This is a genomic window from Streptomyces canarius, from assembly GCF_014650735.1.
Classification (GTDB): domain Bacteria; phylum Actinomycetota; class Actinomycetes; order Streptomycetales; family Streptomycetaceae; genus Streptomyces; species Streptomyces olivaceoviridis.
The window spans coordinates 1-21,826 of the sequence record NZ_BMVN01000066.1; the positions used below are offsets into that span (position 1 = coordinate 1).

The following is a 21,826-nucleotide window of genomic DNA, read 5'->3' on the forward strand; positions in this document are numbered from 1 at the left end:
GTCAGAGGCACTTTTCGCTTACCTGCCCGTCTGTCGGACAGCCCGCTTCATGAAAGCGCGAGGCTAATGGGTCGTGTCCGGATGCGGTTGAAGGACAAGCGGGTGCTTGCGCTGGTGAAGGCGTTCCTCAAGGCCGGCCGGCTCTCCCGGCCTCGGACTACTACGGCGGCTCCGCCCCTTGCCCAGTCTGTTCGGCAGACGATATGCCCAGCCCGTCCCGGCCGCGCTGGCAGCGCGACCGAGGGGCGAGACCGGGAAGGTTCCCGTGTTCACCAATCGATCGATCGACGGATATGAATCCAGGCGGTGTCGGTGGTGCCGTGGCTGCGGTGGCGGGTGCACTGGGTGCAGGCGCGGACGGGCTGCTGCTCGGCCTCGAGCCGTTTCCAGCGCGCGGCCGCCTCGGTTCCGTGGGCGGCGTCGTTGGGGGCGAGGCGGGGCAGGGCGCGTGTCAGGTGGGGGAGTGGGATGCGGGCCAGGGCGGCGAGGTGGTGGCAGGCGGCGGGGCTGAGGTGGAGTTCAACGGTCGGTGGCGTGCCGTAGCCGGTCAGGGTGATGCCAGCGCCGTCCAGGAGTTGGGGAAGCGCCAGCTGGTAGGTGTCGGCCAGGCGTTGCACATAGGAGGCGGTCGCTTCGCCGGTCAGCGGCCGTACGCGGAACACGCCCGGTGCCGCTGACGGGATCCGCAGCCACGCCCCTGCGGTGACGACGATGGGCTGCGCGGGGACGCTCGCGGCTCGGGCACGGGCCGTGACGTCTGTCCGGCTCACGGGATGCTGGTATTCCGGCTCCGGGGCCGGGTGCGGGGTTGGTAGTGCTGTTCGGCGAGGTGGTCAAGACGGATGGCGTCGAGGGTGGTTCTGGTGATGCGTTCGGTGCCGTCGATCAGCGCGGTGATGGCGGCCTGGCGGATGAGGCGGGCGAGGCTGCCGATGCGGCCGGCGGTGCGCTCGTGAAGGTAGGGGGCCAGCTGGGGGAGGGTTCCGGTGCGGTGGTGGCGCATGTCGAGCGCGCCTTCCATGGCGGTGATGAGGTCGCGGAAGGGCTCTTCGTCGCCGAGGCGGGCGGGGAAGGCGGTGCAGTCGATGAGGGAGGCGCGTCCGGCGAGCTGGGCGCCGCGTACCCCGGTGAACAGGGGTGTGGTGGTGACGTCGATGCCGGCGTAGATGAAGGTGGCGCCGATGCGTTCGGTGAGGTCTTTGATCAGGTCGGCGCTCTGGGCGCCGGTGGTGGTGCGGGGGTTGAGCCGGTGGATCTCGTCGATCATCACCAGCTGCACGCCCGCGGCGGTGTAGGTGTGGCAGACGGCGTTGGTGATCTGGGCCTGGGACATGCCGGCGGTGACGGGGATGCCGAGGTAGCGGGCGAACTCGATGGCGAGGATCTTGGCGCTGGCGGCGGGTGGGACCAGAACGTAGGCGACCGGGGCCTGTCCGGCTGTGGCAGCAGCGCCGTGGCGGCGGGTGTGGGCGAGGTGGCAGGCGCGTCCGACCTGGAGCAGGTCGGTGGTTTTCCCGGCGCCGGCGGGGCCTGTGACGATCAGCGACGGTCGTGCGGTGGCGGCCTGGTGGCGGCCGAGGATCATCAGGGTGCGCACGGTGACGAACCGCGAGTGGTAGGCCAGGCGCTCCTCCAGACTGCGAGAGGGCGCATCGGGCGGGGGAGGAGCGGCCACTGGGGTGGTGGCGAAGGCCTGGAAGCCGTCCCAGGTGGTCACCGACTGAGACTGCGGATCAGGGGCGTCGTCGACGGTGTTTGCCGCGGCACCGTGAGCCGCGGTACGGGTCGAGGATGTCGTGGTTGTAGGTGCGGTAGTCGAGGCGGATGCCGCGTTCGGTGATGGGCTGCCAGCGCACCGGCAGCAGCTCGAGGTAGTCGGCCCCGGTCAGCGGGACGGGCACGAAGCCGCTGATGGTGATGAGCGCGGCCCACATCTGGTTCGGCGTGAGCGCGGTTTTGGGAAGGACAGGGTGACGCAGGCCGTCGTGGGGCCGGTTCTGCCAGCCGCAGGTAATCCATTCGTCGAGGAAGTCCTGCAGCTGCGGGATCGTCCACCGTGCCTCGGCCGCTGTCTTGGAGCCGCGGCGCTGGGGGTTGGATCCGGTGTGGCCGGCGACGTGCTGGCAGAACAGGTCGTTGATCGCGCGGAAGGTACGCTCCACCACGGCCTTGGCCTGCGGTCGCCTCGGAGGGGCGGGCTGCACGCTCACCCCGAGCGTCTCGCAGGCGGCGACGAAGCCCTGCGACAGGTAGATCTTGCCTCGGTCGACGACGATCGTCTCGGGCACGACCACCGGTCGCGCGGCCGCGCCCTCCAGCCGCTCGTCCAGCGACAGCATCCGCTCATAAGGCACTTCGGTCCGCGACAGATGCAGCGCTGCGGGCCAGGCCGGCCGGGCAGGATGCGGAACAGCCATCTCGGCCAGGAGCAGGGCTGCGTCGACGGCTTTGGTGCTGTGCGGGCGCAGGACGGCGGCCAGGACGGAGCGGGTGGCGACGTCGACGGCAATGGTGAGCTCCGGCCGGCCCAGGCTGCCGTCCTCGAGGACGGCAATGATGTCCAGGCGGGTGGTGTCGATCTGCACCTGCTCCCGGGGCCGCAGCACCACCGGCGCCTGCGAGGCGTGGACGGGTGCGGTGGGCGGTGCGTGCCGGGTGTCCTGGACGATCGGCCGGGTCGGCTAGCACGCTCACCAGCCGGTAGAACGTCGACCGTGAGGGCATCTCCACCACCCCGCGCCCGTGCGTGTCCTCCAGGATCTGCGCGACCAGTACCTGTAGTCCCTTCACGGTCCCCTTCGACCGGCCTCGCTGGCGCCGCAGCGCCTCCAGGACCGCGGCCACGACCCGCTCGTCGGCGTACCCCGTCGGATGACGCCCGCGTGTCGGCACCGTGCGTTTGTCGACCAGCCCCCACAAGCCCTGCTTGCGGTAGGCGTGCCGCATCCGCTCGACCGTCGTGCGGGTCACCCGGGTGAAGCCGAGCGCGGTCAGTTCCTTCGCCTTGGCCGCGTCCCGCTGCGCCAGGGTCCACCGCTCCGGGTCGTACTCCGGCCGCATCGCCTGCCCCTCGTGGCTGCCCTCAGGGTGTGGCCACCCGGTCTCGACCTCCCGGATGTGGGGCAGCCAGGCCAGCGCCCGCTGCTGGGCCGCCAGCGGAACGGTCTCGAACGGACCCGGGGGTGCGGCCTGGGCGGGGCCGGGCCCTGTTCGGCCATCCGCACACACGTGGGAGCCTGCCGTGCCCGGCGAGCCGAGCGCGGCACGACACCGTGTCAGGCCAGGAAAGACTCTGCCGAGCAGCGGCCCGGTGCGCGTGGCGGGCCTGGAAGGACTCGGCCGCCCACACCGACCCTCATGACGTGCCCTGCAAGCCGCTGCACAACCGTCCTGACCCCCAGGATCAGCGACGGCAACCTGCGCCAGATCCTGGCCTACCTCGACAGCGCGCACACCGGTATCGCCCCGACCGCGCGCCGCACGACGACTCTGCACCTGGCGGTCCTCAAGGCGATGACCGCCGCGACCACAGAAGGGCCCGCCGACCGCACCCTGTCGACGGAGCGGACATGTAAAGGAGATGAAACAAGGTTTTCAGCCAACATGTATGCTCTTTCGTGCAAAGACGGCAAACGTGCAGTTGAGACACGTATCTACATCTACGGGCAGGCGGAGGCGCTGACGATGACGAATCCGTTCGAGGACCAGGACGCCAGGTTCGTGGTGCTGGTGAACGCGGAACGGCAGTATTCGTTGTGGCCGGTCTTCGCCGATGTTCCGGCCGGCTGGGACGTCGCCTTCGGCGAGGCCTCGCGTCAGGAGTGTCTGGACTACGTCGAGCGCACCTGGACCGATCTGCGGCCCAAAAGCCTGGCCGACGCCATGGACGGCGACTAAGCCGGCGCCGGACCCTCGTCCCAGCAACGTCACAGGTGGAGAGAATGGTCGAGTACGCGGACTACAGGTGGCCGTTGACCGCCGGACAGCTCGGGATATGGAACGTCCAGCAGCTCGAACCCCACAGCGCCGCCTACAACATCGCCGAGTACGTGGAGTTCCGGGGCGCGCTGGATGTCGGCATGTTCCTGACCGCGCTGCGCCGGCTGGTCGAGGAGGCCGATCTCGCGCATGTCCGGTTCGAGACCGCGGAGGACGGCTCGGTCGCTCAGCGGTTCGCCCGGGACCCGCGATGGCGCCCCGTCTTCGTGGACGTGCGCGGCGAGGCGGAGCCGCGGGCGGCGGCGGAAGCGTGGATGCGAGCCGACGTGGGACGCCCCGTCGACCTGTGGGAAGGCCCCTTGTTCACGCAGGCGCTGCTCGCGGTGGGAGACAGCCGCTACTTCTGGTACCAGCGGGTGCACCACATCATCGGTGACGGCTACAGCGGATCGCTGATGGTGGCGCGCTGCGCGGAGATCTACACAGCCCTGACCCGCGGCACTCCGGTCGAGGAAGGTGCTTTCCCCTCGTCGGTTCTGCTGATCGAGGGCGATCGCGCGTACCGGGCGTCAGCGCAATTCCAGGCCGACCGGGATTTCTGGCGCGCGGCTTTCGCCGACCGGCCCGAGCTGCCTGTCGTGCGCGATCGCAGCGAGTCCGCCCTGTCGGGCGGTCCGGCCCGCAGGTCGGACGAGATCGAGGCCGGGATCGCGGAGGACCTGAGAACGCTGGCCCGAAAGCTGCGGACGAGTTTCTCCGCCGTGCTCATCGCGGCCGCGGCGATGAGCACGGGCGCCCGCACCGGTGCGGACGAGGTCGTACTGGGCATTCCGGTCCTCGGCCGCAAGGGCCGTGTGCAGCTCGGCACCCCGGGCATGATGTCGAACATCCTGCCGGTCCGCTTCCGCCTGCGGCCGGAGCAGACGGTGGCGGAGTTCGTCCGTAGCGTCACGCACACGCTGCGCGCGGCCCTGCGGCACGACCGGTACCGCTATGAGGACATCGTCCGGGACCTGCATCTCGTCGGCCGGGGGCCGCTGTTCGCTGCTGTGGTCAACGTGATGCCGTTCGACCACGACGTCAGCTTCGGTGACATCCCGGCCCAGGTGCACGGCCTTTCGGGCGGGGAGTTCCACGACCTGTCGATCACTGTCCGGGCGCCTCGGCCAGGGGCCCCGGTGACCGTCACGGTCGACGCCCGTGCCGCCGTATCGGCGGGAGAAAGGAGCGAGCGTACCGCCGAGTACTTCCGCAAGGCCCTGCACGGGCTGGCGGCGGCGGCACCCGATGATGTCATCGGCAGGTTCACGCTGCTCGGCGACGCCGAGCGTGAACGGATGCTGGCCTGGGGAACCGGTCTCTCGTCCGAGGTACCGGTTCGTACGTTGCCGGAGCTGTTCGAGGAGCAGGTCGCCCGGACTCCGGCGGCGACGGCGGTGGTGTTCGAGGAAGTCCGTTGGACGTACGCGGAGTTGAACGCGCGGGCGAACCGGCTGGCGCGGCTGTTGGTGGCCAGGGGGGTTGCCGCGGGGGACCGGGTGGCGGTCGTGCTGGAGCGTTCGGCCGATCTGGTCGTCGCGCTGCTCGCCGTCGTCAAGTCCGGTGCCGCCTATGTGCCCGTCGACCCGGCGTATCCGGCCGACCGGATCGGCTACCTCCTCGCCGACGCCGCCCCCAGCGCGGCGATCGTCTCCGCCGGCACGGCTGCCTCCGTCCCGGCCGGCCTCACCCGCGTCGTTCTCGACCATCCGGCCACGCGGGCGGCTCTGGATTCCTGCGGCGGCGGCAACCTGACGGACGACGACCGGCACGGCCGTCTGCTGCCCGCGCAACCGGCATACGTCATCCACACCTCCGGATCGACCGGACGACCCAAGGGCGTGACGGTTCCGCACAGCGGTGTGGTGAACCGTCTGGCGTGGATGCAAGACATGTTCCGACTCCGCGCGAGCGACCGCGTCGTGCAGAAGACACCCTTCTCGTTCGACGTTTCGGTGTGGGAGTTCTTCTGGCCGCTCGCCGAGGGGGCCACACTGGTGGTGGCCCGTCCGGGCGGGCACCGTGACCCCGATTACCTGGCCGACTTGATCGAGCGCGAAGGCGTGTCGGTCGGGCACTTCGTGCCGTCGATGCTGAGCGCCTTCACGGCGGCGGCCGAGGCGTCGGGGCGGAGCCTGCCGTCGCTGCGAGCCGTGGTCAGCAGCGGTGAGGCGCTCTCCGCGCGGCTGCGGGACCGTTTCCTGGACTGCTTCGGTGTGCCGCTGCACAACCTCTACGGCCCCACCGAGGCCTCGGTCGACGTCACGGCCTGGGCCTGTCGTCCGGACGAGGAGCGCGGGGCGACGGTTCCCCTCGGCCGTCCGGTGTGGAACACCCAGGTGTACGTGCTGGACGGCTGGCTGCGGCCGGTGCCCGTGGGAGCGGCGGGTGAACTGTATCTGGCGGGGGTGCAGCTGGCGCAGGCCTATCACGGGCGGCCGGGGCTGACGGCGGAGCGGTTCCTCGCCAACCCGTACGGCGCTCCCGGCGAGCGTATGTACCGGACCGGTGATCTGGCGCGGTGGGACCAAGAGGGTTGGCTGGAGTACCTGGGCCGCACCGACGACCAGGTGAAGCTGCGTGGTGCGCGGATCGAACCCGGTGAGATCGCAGCGGCCCTGCTCACCCATACGGACGTACTGGAGGCCGTGGTGGTAGTCCGGGAGGACCAGCCCGGTCACCAGCGGCTGGTCGCTTACGTGGTGCCGACGGGTGATGCCGACGCCGTGGACCCGTCCGTCCTGCGGTCCCATGCCGACGCCGTGCTGCCGGATCACATGGTGCCCTCGGCGTTCGAAGTGCTGGACGCCCTGCCCCTGACGGTGAACGGAAAGCTGGACCGAGCAGCGTTGCCGGCGCCCCGCCCCACCGCGTACGACGCCACCGGCCGGAAGCCGGCCACCGAGCGAGAGGAACTGCTGTGTGCGCTGTTCGCGGACGTACTGGGCCTGCCGGCGGTCGGGGTCGACGACAATTTCTTCACCCTGGGCGGGCACTCCCTGCTGGCCGTGGCGCTGGTGGAACGGGCGCGTGAGCACGGCATCGGCATCGACGTGCGGACACTGTTCTCCGCCCCCACCGTGGCGCAGGTAGCGGCCACGGTCGGAGCGCGACCGCGGCCCGCCGAGCCGGCAGGGCAGGGCATTCCGGCGGGCGTCACCCGGATCACGCCGGAGATGGTGCCGTCGGCCGGTCTGACAGACGAGGAGCTCGAGCGGGTCGCCGCCGAAGTGCCGGGCGGCGTGGGCAACATCGCCGACATCTACCCTCTGGCACCGCTCCAGGAGGGCATCTTCTTCCACTCCGTGCTGGAGGGCGAAAGCGCCGACCCGTACGTCCTGCCGGTGGTACTGGTGGCGGACGGCCGGGCTCGGCTGGACGCGTTCCTCGCCGCCGTGCAGCGTGTGGTGGACCGTCATGACGTCCTGCGGACCTCCTTCGTGGGGGAGGGGGTCAAGGAGCCGGTCCAGGTGGTGTGGCGCATTGCCGAGCTGGAGGTGGCGGAGACAGCATGGCCGGCTGACCCGCTGGGGGAGCAGGACGCGGCGGAGCGGCTGATGGCGGCGTGTACACCCCGTATGGATCTCTCCAGGGCCCCGCTGGTGCGTGCGCATGTCACACAGGAGCCCGGACAGGACCGGTGGTGGCTGCTGCTGCACATCCACCACCTGGTGCAGGACCACACCGCGCTGGACGTGCTCCTCGGTGAGATCGCCGCGTTCCTCGACGGACGCGAGGACGGTCTGCCCGAGCCGCTGCCCTTCCGGGAGTTCGTGGCACGAGCGCGTCGGGGGACCGCACGGGAGGAGCACGAGCGGTACTTCGCCCAGCTGCTGGGCGACGTGACGGAGCCGACGGCGCCGTTCGGCGTGCTGGACGTGCACGGCGACGGGCGGGACATGGCGGAACTCGGCGTGCCGCTGGCGGACGCGGTGGCCCGCAGGATCAGGGTCCAGGCCCGGCGGCTGGGGGTGAGCCCCGCGGTGCTGTTCCACGTGGCCTGGGCGCGTGTGGTGGCGGCGTCGTCGGGCCGCGACGACGTGGTGTTCGGCACCGTGCTGTTCGGGCGGATGAACGCCGGCACCGGCTCGGACCGTGTGCCGGGGCTGTTCATCAACACGCTTCCGGCCCGTCTGGACACCGGCACGGTGAGCGTCACGGAGGCGGTGGAGCGGATGCGGCGGCAGCTTGCCGATCTGCTGCCCCACGAACACGCGCCACTGGCACTGGCCCAACAGGCCGGCGGTGTGCCCGCCCGGACGCCGCTGTTCACCTCTCTGCTCAACTACCGGCACGGCGGCGGACACGAGACGGATCTTCCCCTGAAGGGTGTCGAGTTCCGGCAGGCGCGAGAACGCACGAACTACCCGGTCAGCATGAACATCGAGGATACCGGGACCGGTTTCCGCCTGGTCGCCCAGACCACGGTGCCGGTCGGTCCGGGCGCCGTGACGGCTCTGCTGGCCACCGCGACGGAGCGTCTGACCACGGCGCTGGAGACCGCGCCCGACACCGCGTTGCGCCGGGTCGGCGTTCTCGACGACGCACGGCTCCAGCACGTCCTGCACACTCTCAACGACACCTCCCGCGACGTGCCGGTGGCGACCCTGACCGGGTTGTTCGAGGAGCAGGTCGCCCGGACTCCGGCGGCGACGGCGGTGGTGTTCGAGGAAGTCCGTTGGACGTACGCGGAGTTGAACGCGCGGGCGAACCGGCTGGCGCGGCTGTTGGTGGCCAGGGGGGTTGCCGCGGGGGACCGGGTGGCGGTCGTGCTGGAGCGTTCGGCCGATCTGGTCGTCGCGCTGCTCGCCGTCGTCAAGTCCGGTGCCGCCTATGTGCCCGTCGACCCGGCGTATCCGGCCGACCGGATCGGCTACCTCCTCGCCGACGCCGCCCCCAGCGCGGCGATCGTCTCCGCCGGCACGGCTGCCTCCGTCCCGGCCGGCCTCACCCGCGTCGTTCTCGACCATCCGGCCACGCGGGCGGCTCTGGATTCCTGCGGCGGCGGCAACCTGACGGACGACGACCGGCACGGCCGTCTGCTGCCCGCGCAACCGGCATACGTCATCCACACCTCCGGATCGACCGGACGACCCAAGGGCGTGACGGTCAGTCACCAGGCGGTGTGCCACTACCTGATGTGGGCCGCGCACACCTACCCGGGGCTGTCGGGAACGGCACTGCTGCATTCCTCGGTGGCGTTCGACCTGACCGTGACCGCCCTGTTCGGGACGCTGACGTGCGGCGGCACCCTGCTCGGCGGCGACGTCCGGGAGAGGCTTCCCGAGGGGCGGGAGCTGAGCTTCCTCAAGGCGACGCCGAGCCACCTGGCGCTGCTGTCCGGCCGGAACGCGGCAGAGCTGCTGGGGGGCGAGGTGGTGCTCGGTGGCGAGGGGCTGCACGGCGAACAGCTGGCCTGGCTGCGAGCGACGCGTCCGCAGGTGACCGTCGTCAACGAGTACGGCCCCACCGAGGCCGCCGTCGGATGCGTGGCGTTCGGTGTCCGAGCGGCTGACGCGCCTGCCGAGGGCGGGGTGCCGATCGGCCGGCCCGTGTGGAACACGCGGGCGTACGTGCTGGACGGCGGCCTGTGTCCGGTGCCTGTGGGGGCGGCGGGTGAGCTGTACCTGGCCGGTGCGCAGTTGGCGCAGGGATATCTGGGCCGGCCGGGTCTGACCGCGGAGCGTTTCGTGGCCTGCCCGTACGGGGCGCCGGGTGAGCGGATGTACCGCACCGGAGATCTCGTCCGGTGGCGGGCGGACGGTCATCTGGAGTACCTGGGCCGCACCGACGACCAGGTGAAGGTGCGTGGTTTCCGGATCGAACTCGGCGAGGTGGAGGCGGCGCTGCTGGCGCACCCGGACGTGACCGGGGCGGCGGCCGTGGTGCGCGGGGACGGTCCCGGCGACGGGCGGCTCATCGGTTACGTGGTACGGGCGGACGGCTCGGGCGCGGTGGGGGACGGCGACATACGGGCCCACGTCGCCCGGATGCTGCCCGCCCACATGGTGCCCGCTGCCGTGGTGGTCCTGGACGAGCTGTCGTTGACGGCGAACGGCAAACTCGACCGGGGCGCGCTGCCCGAGCCCGACTTCACGTCGCGGACCTCGCAGGACGGGCCCCGAACCGCGCTGGAGGAGATCCTGTGCGCGGCGTTCGCCGATCTGCTCGGTGTGCGCCGGGTGGGGATTCACGACTCCTTCTTCGACCTGGGCGGCCACTCCCTGCTGGCGACCCGCCTGGCCGGCCGCGTCCGGGCCGCGACCGGCGCGGAGCTGCCGCTGGCGGACATCTTCACGCATCCCACCGTCGCGGAGCTGGCCGCGCGCCTGGACGGGCTCTTCACACCGCGGCGACCCCCGTTGGAACGGCTTCCGCGCCCGGCACACGCACCCGTGTCCCCTGCCCAGCGCAGACTGTGGTTCCTCGGGCGACTGGAAGGCCCCAGCGCCACGTACAACGTCACGGCGGCCATGCGGTTGGAGGGTTCACTGGACGTCTCGGCGCTTGCTGCCGCACTGCGTGACGTGAGGGAGCGGCACGAGATCCTGCGCACGGTGATCGAGACGGTGGCGGGTGAACCGCGACAGCGGCTGCTTCCGTCGAGCGACCGCTTCGAGGTACTGACGGTGGAGCCCGGTCCGTTCGACGACGCGGAACTCGCGCAGCGGATCGAGGAGACGGTGTCCCACCGGTTCGATCTCGCGCGCGAGGCCCCCTTGCGGGTCGGCCTCTTCGGCGTGCGGGCCGACGCCTGGGTGCTGGTGCTGAACGTGCACCACGTCGCGAGCGACGGATGGTCCACTGCGGTCCTGGCACAGGATGTCTCGACGGCCTACCGGGCCCGCGTCGCGGGCCGGGCACCGGACTGGCCCGAACTGCCCGTTCAATACGCGGACTACGCCCTGTGGCAGTCCCGGCTGCTCGATGCTGGGAACGGTCCCGGCAGTGTGCGCCACCGCCAACTGGCGTACTGGCGAACGGTTCTGGAGGCGAGTCCGCGGGAGACGCAGCTGCCGCTGGACCGAGCGCGCCGTGCCACGGCCGGCCACGAGGGCGCGAGCGTGGACCTGTGCGTGTCCGCGTCCGTGCACCAGCGCCTCACCGCGCTCGCCCGGTCCCACGACGTCACGCCGTTCATGATCCTCCAGGCCGCCCTCGCCGCCTTGCTGCTGCGCCTGGGCGGCGTACCCGATCTGCCCATCGGCACGGTGGTCGCCGGCCGCACAGACGAGAAGCTCGACAGGTTGGTGGGGCCGTTCATCAACACCCTGGTGCTGCGGCACGACCTGAGCGGCAACCCCTCGTTCGCGCAGCTCCTGGCCCGGACCAGGGATGTGGTACTGGGTGCCCTCGCCCATCAGGACCTGCCGTTCGAAGACCTGGTGGAGGACCTGTCCCCGGAACGGTCCACGGCGGTGCACCCCCTGTTCCAGGTGATGCTCCTGCTCCAGAACCACGCCGAAGCCGTCGTCGACCTTCCCGGCGTCACGGCGCGGACCGTGCCGACCGGACACACCCCGGCCAAGCTCGATCTGACCTTCGAGCTCAAGGAGGTGTTCGGCGACGGTCAGCCCGCGGGCCTCGCCGGCACCCTCACGTACGCCACGGCCCTTTTCACGGAGGACTCCGCGCACTTGCTCGTGCGGCGCTTCGTACACGTCCTGGAGCTGCTGACCGAAGATCCCGGGCTGCGGATCGACGACATCGACCCGCTGCTGGCGGGGGAGCGGTCACAGCTCCTGGGGGCGCGGCCCGCCCCGGGCCCCGAGGTGCCGCCGAGCACGCTGCACGCGATGGTCGAGCAGCAGGCAGCCCGGGTACCCGACGCCGTGGCCGTGGTCCGCGACGGACGCGCACTCCGCTACCGGGAACTGAACGAGCGCGCCAACCGCCTGGCACGGCTCCTGATCGCCCGGGGCGCCGGTCCCGGAGACCTCGTGGGTGTGGCCCTGGACCGCTCCGAAGACCTGGTGGTCGCCGCTCTGGCGGTGATGAAGGCCGGAGCCGCCTATCTGCCGATCGACCCCGGCTACCCCACGGAGCGCATCGCCTACACCCTGCGCGACGCCGGGGCCGTCGTCGTCATCACCCACTCCGCCACGGAGGCCTGCCTCGCCGAGAGCGACGGCGTGGACCGTGTCTGCCTGGACGACGCGGCGACCGTCCGGTTCCGCGCCGCGGCCGACGGCAGTGACGTCACCGACTCCGAACGCGCCGGCACGCTCACCGCCGAGCACCCCGCCTACGCGATCTACACCTCCGGCTCCACCGGCAGACCGAAGGGCGTGCTCGTCACCCACGCGAACGTGGCCGCTCTGCTGCGCTCCACGCGCGACACCTTCCGGTTCACCGGCGACGACGTGTGGGCGTGGTTCCACTCGTTCGCCTTCGACTTCTCGGTGTGGGAGATCTGGGGCGCGCTGACCCACGGCGGCCGGCTCGTCGTCGTCCCCTTCGACACCTCCCGTTCTCCCCGCGACCTGCTGCGTCTCCTGGCCCGTGAGCGGGTCACCGTCCTCAACCAGACGCCCAGCGCCTTCTACCAGCTGGATCTGGCGGACTCCGCGGATCGGCGGACCAGCGCGCAGCTCTGCCTGCGCGTAGTGATCTTCGGCGGCGAGGCGCTGGACACCACCCGGCTCACGGCTTGGTACGACCGGCACGCCGCGACCACCCCGCAGCTGGTGAACATGTACGGAATCACCGAGACGACGGTGCACGTCACACATGTCTCCCTCACGGTCGGCGCCACCGGCAGGACGGGGCACGGCAGCCTGATCGGGCGCCCCGTCCCCGGGGTGCGAGCCTACGTTCTGGACGCCGGGATGCGGCCCCTGCCACCCGGTGCCGCGGGCGAGTTGTACGTAGGCGGCAGCGGGGTGGCGCTGGGGTACCTGGGGCGCCCCGCGCTGACGGCCGGACGTTTCCTCGCGGACCCCTTCGGCCGCCCCGGGGACCGGATGTACCGCACCGGGGACATCGCGCGGTGGAACACCGCAGGCGAACTGGAGTACCTGGGGCGCAGCGACGACCAGGTCAAGATCCGCGGCTTCCGGATCGAACCGGGTGAGATCGAGACCGCGCTGGCGTCGCACCCGGCGGTCACCCAGGCGGCCGCGCTGGTGCGCGAGGAGCACGACGGAGACCAGCGGCTCGTGGCCTACGCGGTACTCGCCCCCACCGCCGCCGACGTGACCGGCCAGACCCTGCGCGCCCACCTGACGCACCTTCTGCCTTCGTACATGGTGCCGTCTGTCATGGTGGTCGAAGAGCTGCCCCTGACGGTGAACGGCAAGCTCGACCGTGGCGCCCTGCCCGCGCCGGAACCCGCCGGCCAGAACACCGACGGCCCGCGCGACGAGACGGAGGAACTGCTGTGCGCGGTCTTCGCCGACGTGCTCGGCGTGGCGCGTATCGGCATCCACGACTCCTTCTTCGAGCTGGGCGGGCACTCCCTGGCCGCGGTCACCCTGATCGAGCGGCTCAGGGAACAAGGCGTCGCGGTGGACATCCGCAGCCTGTTCGTCTCCCCGACCGTCGCGGGTCTGGCCGCGGCGAGCACCCGGCCGGCCGACGCGGAGGAGCCGGAGCCTGGTCCTGTGTGGCCCGCGGGGGCGGAAGAAGCGGCGGGCGCCTCTTCGCCGTCGGCCGGTCTGATGGAGGTTGTCGCGCGGCGGATACCCGGTGGCCCGGCGAACGTGGCCGACGTCTATCCGCTGGCTCCGCTCCAGGAAGGCATCTTCTTCCACTCCTTGATGAGCGCGGACGGCGACAGCGACGTGTACGTGCTGCCGACCGTCCTCGCCTTCGACACCCGTGACCGGCGATCGGCCTTTCTGGCCGCTTTGCAGCGGGTGGTGGACCGTCACGACGTACTGCGCACGGCCATGGTGTGGGACGGACCGGCGGAGCCCGTGCAGGTGGTGGTGCGCCAGGCGGTGGTGCCGGTACGCGAAGTCCCCCTGCCGGGCAGCCGCGCGGACGTCGCCACGGAGCTCCTGGCCGCCGCGGGCTCCCGTATGCCGCTCGGGCAGGCCCCGCTGCTGCGCGTGACCATGAGCCGTGAACGGGTTGACGGCCACTGGCCGCTGCTGGTGCAGGTGCACCACCTCATCCAGGATCACACCGGTCTCGACACGCTGATCGGCGAGATCGCGGCGGTCATGGAGGGCCGGGAAGACCTGCTTCCGGCTCCGGTCCCGTTCCGCGAGTTCGTCATGCGGGCGCGTCGGCAGACACCGCGCGAGGAACACGAGGCGTTCTTCCGCGATCGCCTGGCCGGCGTCACCGAGCCGACGGCTCCGTTCGGCCTGGTCGACGTCCGCGGCGACGGGTCCACGGTCCGGGACGCCGCACGGCAGGTGGACCCGGTTCTGGCCGGACAGGTGCGAGAGACGGCACGCGACCTGGGCGTGAGTCCGGCCGTCCTCTTCCACGTGGCCTGGGCGCGGGTGGTCGCGGCGACCTCGGCACGGCAGGACGTCGTCTTCGGCACGTTGTTGTTCGGGCGCCTGCGGGGCGGCGAAGGAGCGGACCGGGTCCCCGGGCTGTTCATCAACACGCTGCCGGTCCGCATGGACACCGGCGCGCACGGGGTGCACGACGCCGTAGCGGACATGCGACGCGGTCTGGCCGAGCTGCTCGCGCACGAACACGCGCCGCTGGCGGTGGCCCAGCAGGCCAGCGGGCTACCGCCGCAGAGCCCGCTCTTCACCTCCCTGTTCAACTACCGCTACGGCAACCCGCCCGGCACCCGCACGGGGCTGGACGGCGCGCGGGTGCTGTTCTCACAGGAGCGGAACAACTACCCGCTGACCGTTTCCGTCGACGACTTCACCACCGGCTTCTCCGTGACCGTCCAGGCGGTGGAGTCCGTCGACGCCGACCTGGTCGGCGCCCTGCTGGAGAACACGGTCGGCGCTCTCGTCACCGCCTTGAGGGAGGACCCCGGCCTGCCGTTGCACGAGGTGCCGGTGCTCGGTGACGCACAGCGCCGGCACCTCCTCGCAGCGGTCCCGGACCCGCGCGCGGAAGCCGCCGAGCGGGCCGCGGTCCCGGCGGTCACCGTCCCCGCCCTGTTCGAGCGCTACGTGGCAGCTGCCCCTGACCGCCCGGCTCTGGTCCACCGGGGCACCCAGTGGACCTACGGGGACCTGAACGCGCGCGCCAACCAGCTGGCCCGGGTGCTCATCCGGCACGGAGTGGGGCCGGAACGCCTGGTCGCGGTCGCCATGGACAATTCCCCCCTGCTCGTCACGGCGCTGCTGGCCGTACTGAAAGCGGGAGGGGCCTACCTGCCGCTCGACGCGGCCTATCCCGCGGACCGCATCACCTACATGACCGACGATGCCCGGCCCGTCCTCGTACTGACCACGTCCCGCGTCCGCGAGGGGCTGCCGGAGCTGGACATCCCCACGCTGGACCTCGACGAGTCCGGTCTGCCGACGAGCGTGCCCGACGACCTGGCCGACGACGACCTGACCGACGACGACCGCACGTCCCCACTCGTCGCCGGCCATCCCGCCTACGTCATGTACACGTCCGGGTCCACCGGACGCCCCAAGGGCACCACCGTGACACACGGCGCGGTGACCGACCTGATCACCCCCGCCGACCACGTCGCGCTCGCACCGGGTGACACGGTCGCCCAGCTCGCCTCGGTCTCCTTCGACGCCGCGACGTTCGAGATCTGGGGAGCGCTGCTCAACGGAGCCCGCCTGGCCCTGCCCGGCACACGCGGTATGGGACCGGTGGAGCTGAAGGAGTTCCTCTCCGATCACCGGGTCACCGTCTGCTGGCTGACGGCAGGCCTCTTCCACGAGATGGTGGACGCCGATCCGGAGATCTTCCGCCCGGTACGCCACCTGCTGGCCGGCGGCGACGTCCTGTCGGCCGCCCACTGCCGCACCCTGCTGGGCCGCCTTCCCCACCTGCGCCTGGTCAACGGCTATGGCCCCACAGAGAACACTACGTTCTCCACCACCCACACGGTGCGCGCGGAAGACCTGGACGGAGCCGCCAGCGTGCCCATCGGCCGCCCGCTGCCGGGGTCCCGGGCCTATGTGCTCGACGCGCGCCTGCAGCTCTGCCCGCCCGGCGTGGCGGGCGAACTCCACGTGGCGGGGCCGGGACTGGCCCGCGGCTATCTGAACCGTCCCGGACTGACGGCACAGAGGTTCGTCGCCGACCCCTACGGGCGGCCCGGCGAGCGGATGTACCGCACGGGCGATGTGGCGCGCTGGGGCCGCGACGGACAGCTGGAGTTCCTGGGACGCACGGACCGGCAGGTCAAGGTCCGCGGCTACCGCGTCGAGCCGGGAGAGATCGAGAACGCGTTGCTCTCCCTTGCCTGCGTGCGGCAGGCCGCGGTCACCGTGCGGGACGACGGTCCCGCGGGACGTCTGCTCGCCGCCTGGGTGGTCCCCGCGCCAGGCCTCGACGTCCGGGAGGAACAAGTCCGTGCGGAGCTGGCCGACCTGCTCCCCGCCCACCTGCTCCCCGCGACCCTCACCGTCCTGGACGCGCTGCCGCTGACGGCCAACGGCAAAGTGGACCGGGACGCACTGCCGTTCGCCGGTCTCGCCGCCGGCACACCGTCCGGTGAGCCGCGCACCGTGCGGGAAAAGATCCTCTGCGAGTTGTTCGCCGAAGTCCTCGGCATCCCCCGGATGGGCATCCACGACTCCTTCTTCGAAATGGGCGGACACTCGCTGCTCGTGGCCCGGCTCATCACGGTGATCCGCAAGAGGCTGCACGTCGACGTGCCCTTCCGCGCCCTGTTCGCGGCGCCGACCGTCGCGCAGCTCGCCCCGCGGCTGGGACCGTCGACCCAGTGGGAGGCCTTCCGCACCGTCCTTCCCCTTCGGAGCACGGGAACGGACACCCCGCTGTTCTGTGTCCACCCCCTGGCCGGACTGAGCTGGGCCTACGCGCCGCTCGCGCGTCACATTCCCGCCTCGGTACCCCTCTACGGACTTCAGGCCCGCGGCTTCTACGACAGTGACCCGCTGCCCGGTTCCCTGCGGGAGATGGCCGCCCACTACCTCCAGGAGATGCGCAGGGTCCAGCCGGCCGGCCCGTACCATCTCCTGGGCTGGTCCCTGGGCGGTGTCATCGCCCAGGAGATGGCGGTGCAGCTCCAGGAGGCCGGCGAACGCACCGCGTCCCTCGTCCTGCTCGACTCGTTCCCTTCCCTGGAGACAGAGCGGCAGAACCAGGAAGCCGGACAGGACACGGCCGCGGACCCCACCGGCCCGGCATCCGACGAGGCTTCGCCGAACCCCGCGGGTAACGGATTCCGGCTGGAGAACCTGGACGACTACATCCGGGCCAACCCGGTGAGTCTGACCGAGGAGGAGTTCGCCGTGGCACGCCGCATCATCCGCAACAACGGCCGCCTGTACCTCACGCACACACCGCGGACATACGAGGGGGACGCGTTCCTGGTGGTGGCGACCGCCGACAAACCTCCGCACACCGACCCGGTCAAGGACTGGGCGCCGACCATCACCGGCCACATCGAGGAACTCAGACTGGCCTGCGGACACCACGACGTCGTCCTCCCGGAGCACCTGGAACGGATCTGGACGGCTTTCCGCGAACACAGCCGCGATGGCTGGCCGCGGTGAACCGGCAAGAGGTGGTCGTCACAGACACGGACCGCGTGCCGTGCGCACCAGGACGAGAACGAGTACGCCGGCTCCGGCCGCACGAACGGCTGATCAGACGGGCCGTCATCGGTACCCGGGCACGGATTCTCGCTGCGGTCCGGGCAGCGGCCGACGACGTCGACGACATACTTGCCGGCATCCAGGCTCTGGCGGATCGCGGTGGGGATCTGCCGCCAGGAGTCATCGGGGTCGTCCGGGTGGGCCAGCCGCCTCACGGGCTCCGACGCGGCCGCGTCGGACGACGTCGCGTCCCGGATCACCACGCCGTCCGGCAAGGCCGGGACGGTTCACGGGGATGATCTGGCCCGGCTGCACCGCGGCCCTGGAGACCGTTCCCGCGTGGACAGTTGGCTAGCCGTCGACCTCGGCGGCACGCGAACGGTGGACCGCTTGACGCTGCGCTGGGAGGCGGCGGCCGGACGCGCCTACACGGTGCAGGGATCGGCGGACGGGCAGGAGTGGACCGACCTCGCCTCATGGCCGGTGCCCGATGTGACGAGCCGGGGAGGCCGGCTCGACGTCGACGGACGGGCCGGCTTCGTGGTGCGGAGCTCGGCGCACCCGGTCGCCGTGTACGGCGACACCATCGTCCTCGGCGACGGCCCGGCCGCCCCGCTGCTGGTCGAAGCGCTCCCGGGAGCCTTCGCCGAGACGCTGCGGGAACTCTCCGCCAGTGACGTCCCGCAATTTCGGGACGACGCCCTCCGAGCGGCTCTGACGGAGGACCACCTCAGCCTGTTCAACCTGTCCGACCAGCGGGTCACGACACGCGTGGACATCCCTTCAGGGGCCCTCCCGCACCCTCCTCTTCGAAGCCGGCAGACGCTGACCGCCCACGGCAGCTCGTTCGAGGCGGAACTCGACGCGGCCACGGCAGCGCTGCTGCCGCCGCGGGTGACGCTGCACCCGCTCGACGGCGGCCGACTGCCCGCAGGCCTGCTCGCGTGAGGCACCCGTGGGCAGCACAACCACGATCGCCGACGGCGACTTCAGGTCGGTCTCGGCCTTTCCTCGGGCGCGGCCCCTGGATCCGGGTGTCACCCGGTCGTACGACGGCGGGGTGCGACCACCGCCGGGGTGAGTACCACCATGACTCGGCCCTGGTGGGAGGTGGTGGCCAGGGCCGCACTGAGAGCCGCGATGCCGTTCACGCCGGCCGTTGGGCCGAGGTCGCGCAGCATCGCCGCGGCCGAGGTGGCCACGCCCAGTTGCTCGGGCGGCGACTGGTCCTGGATGAGGGCGAGCGTCGTCGCCGTGACAGCGCCGGTACCGATGCCCGCCGTCACGCCTGCCAGCCGGGTGCTGAACGTGGACACGGCGATGAGGGCCTGTGCGGATCAGCTGTGCAGCGCTTGTCCGTCCAGCCCTTGTAGCCGTGCGTTCCTGTGCTCACTCGGCGGCTGAGGACCGAGGTGGGCCCCGCGCAGGCAGCGACGGTCAGAGTCCCGGGGCCCCTGGTCGTCGCCGCCCGCGCGGGGCACCTTGACCGTTATGGCACGAGGTCCGTCAGCTCCCGGGGGTGCGAGAGATGCGGGAAGTGGCTGGTTGACGGGATGACGCTGAAGACGGCGTCCGGCAGGCAGGAGCGGAGCCATGCGCGATAGGGCTCGGGCAGCTCACTCGCGCTCACATGCCGGTAGGAGACGCCCCGGTCGCGCAGGGCGGTCAGGTCCTGTTCACGACGCGCGCGGATCTCGTCCGCCGACCGACCTGGACAGCAGGTCGTGCCAGTAGCCGAGGAACAGGTCCTGCCGGGGAGTGGTGGCGGTGCGGACCAGGTCCCGAGCCGCGGGCGTGAGGCTGTCGATCCCCATGCCGGCGGTCAGCCGCTCCCACAGACGTAGATACTCCGGGCCGCGGAGCAGTTCTTCGTTCTGCCGCAGCAGTTCGCCGAACGGGCCGGGCAGCAGCGGCTGGTCGATGTTGACGACGCCGCGCACGGGGTGCCCGGCGGCGTAGACGGTGGCCAGCAGGCCGCCGATCGAGTGCCCGACCACTATGGGGGTGTCGAGGCCCGCGGCGGTGACGGCCCGGTGCACCGCCGCCGCGACGTCGTCCGGGGCGTAGGAGGTGCTCTGGGGCGAGGCGCCGTGGCCGGGCAGGTCGACGGCCAGCACCCGGCGGCCCGCGGGCAGCTGGGCGAGGAAGGGCCCCCAGTGCCGCCGGTCGAACGTCAGCCCGTACAGAAGGAGCAGAGGCGGTCGTACGTCGTCGGCGGTCCCGTGAAGCTCACCAGCCGGATCGCCGAACACGTGTGTGTCGATGTGTGTCGTGTCCACCCTGTGTCGCTGATGTGTCGGATGTCGTGAAAGTCATTCGAGAAGGTCGGTGCGGGTGGTCTCGGAGTGTGTCGGCCTCCACTGCGCGGTGATGGACGGTTCTGCTTCACCATCGACCAGAAGTCCGGCGTTGCCGGAGACACGTTGCCGCCCTTCATGCGCGAGGGCATCACCGTGGAGACTGCCGACGGCTGACCCGGCGGCTGGTGCACCGAACGGAGCTACGCCGGCCATGGGACAACTTTCCGCAACACCACGTTGGTATGAATTGTCGGATCTTCCTCATATTAACGTGTCTCCGTGGGCGATCGAAAGCGACCCTTGCGGCACACATGTGTCGGCGACGGCCAGGCGCCGCCTTGGCGCGCCGGCAGGCGGTCCGGGCATGAACAAGGGAGCCTGGCGGCAGTGAGCGAGCCGGTGTTCGTTCCGCGGCGCGGCGCACGGGACGAGGACGACGGCTACGTCCTGTCGTAGGTGAACGACCCCGGGCGCGGCGCGACCGACCTGTTCATCCTCGCGGCCCAGACTTCGGTGGTCACCCGCTTACCGCGTCCACCTGCCCGGCCGTGGGCCGTTGGGCTCTCGGTCAGGACCTGGCCGTGCCCTGTCAAGCGGTCCTACGCTGGACGCATGAGCGTGGGCAGCCGCTTCCACCTCGCCCAGGACGGCCACTCCGTCACGGTTCAGCCGGCACGCGCCTCGGGCTCGGTCGAGGTGCTGGTCGACGGGAAGGTGGTCGGCCAGGGAAAGGTACCGAGGGCGGGTACCGCCGTGCTGCGTGCCGAATTCCCGGGAGACCCGCCGCGTCCTGTGACCATCAGGCTGGGAGAGATGGGCGGGGTGGTTCTGTGCGAGATGGAGGTCGGCCGGGCTCGCTACCTCATGCCGCGGGTCCCGCTGCTACCACAGCGGCCGCCCGTCTGGTGGCCTCCGCCGCACCCCTTCCTGCGCTTGGGCAAGTCGCTTCGCAGGGCCGTGCTCCGAGCCGTGCGCAGGTTTCCTCTCCGCGGGCGCTGACTTCCCTCCAGTCTGCTCGCGGCGCCCGTGAGGCGGCGAAGAAGAACGGCGGCACCCAGACGAAGAAAGCTGATGCGGCGCACCGGCACCTCGTACGTCGTTACGGCCGTGAGCCACTCGGGCTCGGTGCGGCGATCGGCATGATGACGACCGAACGCGGCATGATCGCCCCGGCCGCCGGCGGCAACGCGTCCAGGCCGTGAGGTTCGACGCGGACACCGGCCGCCTGGACGCCGCCCCCGATGCGCCCGCGTACGGCACAAAGCTGCGCTGGAGCGCGCCGAAACTGGTCGCGGCACCCGACGAGAAAGTGCGCGGCGCGAACGTCCGCCCACGCCGCACGTCCCGGCACCCGCACCGGTGAAGACCGGCCCCGCCGCGACAGCCGCCCCCCGGCCCCGCCCACCGTGCCCGCCGCGCCAGTGCAACGACGGACCCCGACGGACGGCTGACGCCGTGCCCTCGAAGCGCACCGCCAGGCCGCCCGGCCGTATCGGGGGACCCGGCCATCGCCGAAGCGGTGGAGCGGCAGACCGATGAGATGCGGGAGCTGAGCCGGCGCGCGTTCCCCGAGCAGGACGTCGTCCCGGACGACGCGCCGACCTCGATCGAGGTGACCCGTCCGGCCTGTCCGGCGGTGAGAAGGAACGCCACAGGCCGGCAGCAGCCGTCGGCGGCGAGGTGAATCTTCGTGGTCAGTCCGCCGCGGGAGCGGCCGATGGCAAGGTCGTCCGACTCGCCGGCCGGGGCCCTTTTTGTGTGCCCCGGCCGCGTGCTGGTGGGCCCGCACGACGGTGAAGTCGACCGAGACGGCGCAGTTGCGGTCTTCGTCCGCGTCGGCCTGGGCGACCAGGGCGGTGAACACCCGCTCTTAAC

9 protein-coding genes and 2 pseudogenes are annotated in these 21,826 nt (G+C 71.3%); 5 read left to right on the forward strand and 6 right to left on the reverse strand.

The window, feature by feature from the left end:
- Positions 1-269: 269 nt before the first annotated feature.
- From IE294_RS41885 to IE294_RS49970, 3 genes and pseudogenes are all read right to left on the reverse strand, one after another.
- Positions 270-770, reverse strand: coding sequence for a TniQ family protein (locus IE294_RS41885; protein ID WP_189894625.1), 501 nt, complete (start codon positions 768-770; stop codon positions 270-272).
- On the reverse strand, positions 767-1,717 hold the full coding sequence (locus IE294_RS41890; RefSeq protein WP_189894626.1) for a TniB family NTP-binding protein: 951 nt from the start codon (positions 1,715-1,717) through the stop codon (positions 767-769). Before IE294_RS41890 ends, IE294_RS41885 begins: the two co-directional genes overlap by 4 nt.
- A gap of 49 nt (positions 1,718-1,766) precedes the next feature.
- Positions 1,767-3,177: pseudogene (locus IE294_RS49970) on the reverse strand (TnsB C-terminal domain-containing protein); the annotation flags it as partial.
- Positions 3,178-3,684: 507 nt separating this feature from the next.
- On the opposite strand from IE294_RS49970, the gene IE294_RS41900 reads away from it, so the two are divergent.
- From IE294_RS41900 to IE294_RS41910, 3 genes are all read left to right on the forward strand, one after another.
- Complete coding sequence (locus IE294_RS41900; protein WP_189894635.1) at positions 3,685-3,897, forward strand: MbtH family protein; 213 nt, start codon at positions 3,685-3,687, stop codon at positions 3,895-3,897.
- A 44-nt stretch (positions 3,898-3,941) separates the two neighbouring features.
- On the forward strand, positions 3,942-17,609 hold the full coding sequence (locus IE294_RS41905) for a non-ribosomal peptide synthetase (protein ID WP_189894627.1): 13,668 nt from the start codon (positions 3,942-3,944) through the stop codon (positions 17,607-17,609).
- A 201-nt stretch (positions 17,610-17,810) separates the two neighbouring features.
- A complete protein-coding gene (locus IE294_RS41910) occupies positions 17,811-18,599 on the forward strand; it encodes a discoidin domain-containing protein (RefSeq protein WP_229917928.1) in 789 nt (262 codons plus the stop codon).
- 89 nt (positions 18,600-18,688) lie between these two features.
- Here IE294_RS41910 and IE294_RS41915 read toward each other — a convergent pair whose 3' ends face one another.
- Entirely contained in the window at positions 18,689-18,967 is a 279-nt protein-coding gene (locus IE294_RS41915; protein ID WP_189894628.1) for a hypothetical protein, read from the reverse strand.
- 360 nt (positions 18,968-19,327) lie between these two features.
- Complete coding sequence (locus tag IE294_RS41920) at positions 19,328-19,930, reverse strand: alpha/beta fold hydrolase (protein ID WP_229917930.1); 603 nt, start codon at positions 19,928-19,930, stop codon at positions 19,328-19,330.
- 408 nt (positions 19,931-20,338) lie between these two features.
- Here IE294_RS41920 and IE294_RS48395 point away from each other — a divergent pair, with 408 nt between their 5' ends.
- Positions 20,339-20,407 (forward strand): carotenoid oxygenase family protein, encoded by a 69-nt coding sequence (locus IE294_RS48395; protein ID WP_229917938.1) that lies wholly within the window; start codon positions 20,339-20,341, stop codon positions 20,405-20,407.
- Between the two features lie 742 nt (positions 20,408-21,149).
- Positions 21,150-21,314: a hypothetical protein gene (locus IE294_RS41930; RefSeq protein ID WP_189894629.1), complete on the forward strand. Its 165-nt coding sequence runs from the start codon at positions 21,150-21,152 to the stop codon at positions 21,312-21,314.
- Positions 21,315-21,571: 257 nt separating this feature from the next.
- Here the strand turns inward: IE294_RS41930 and IE294_RS49975 are convergent.
- A pseudogene (locus IE294_RS49975) lies at positions 21,572-21,670 on the reverse strand (IS5/IS1182 family transposase); the annotation flags it as partial.
- Between the last annotated feature and the right edge of the window lie 156 nt (positions 21,671-21,826).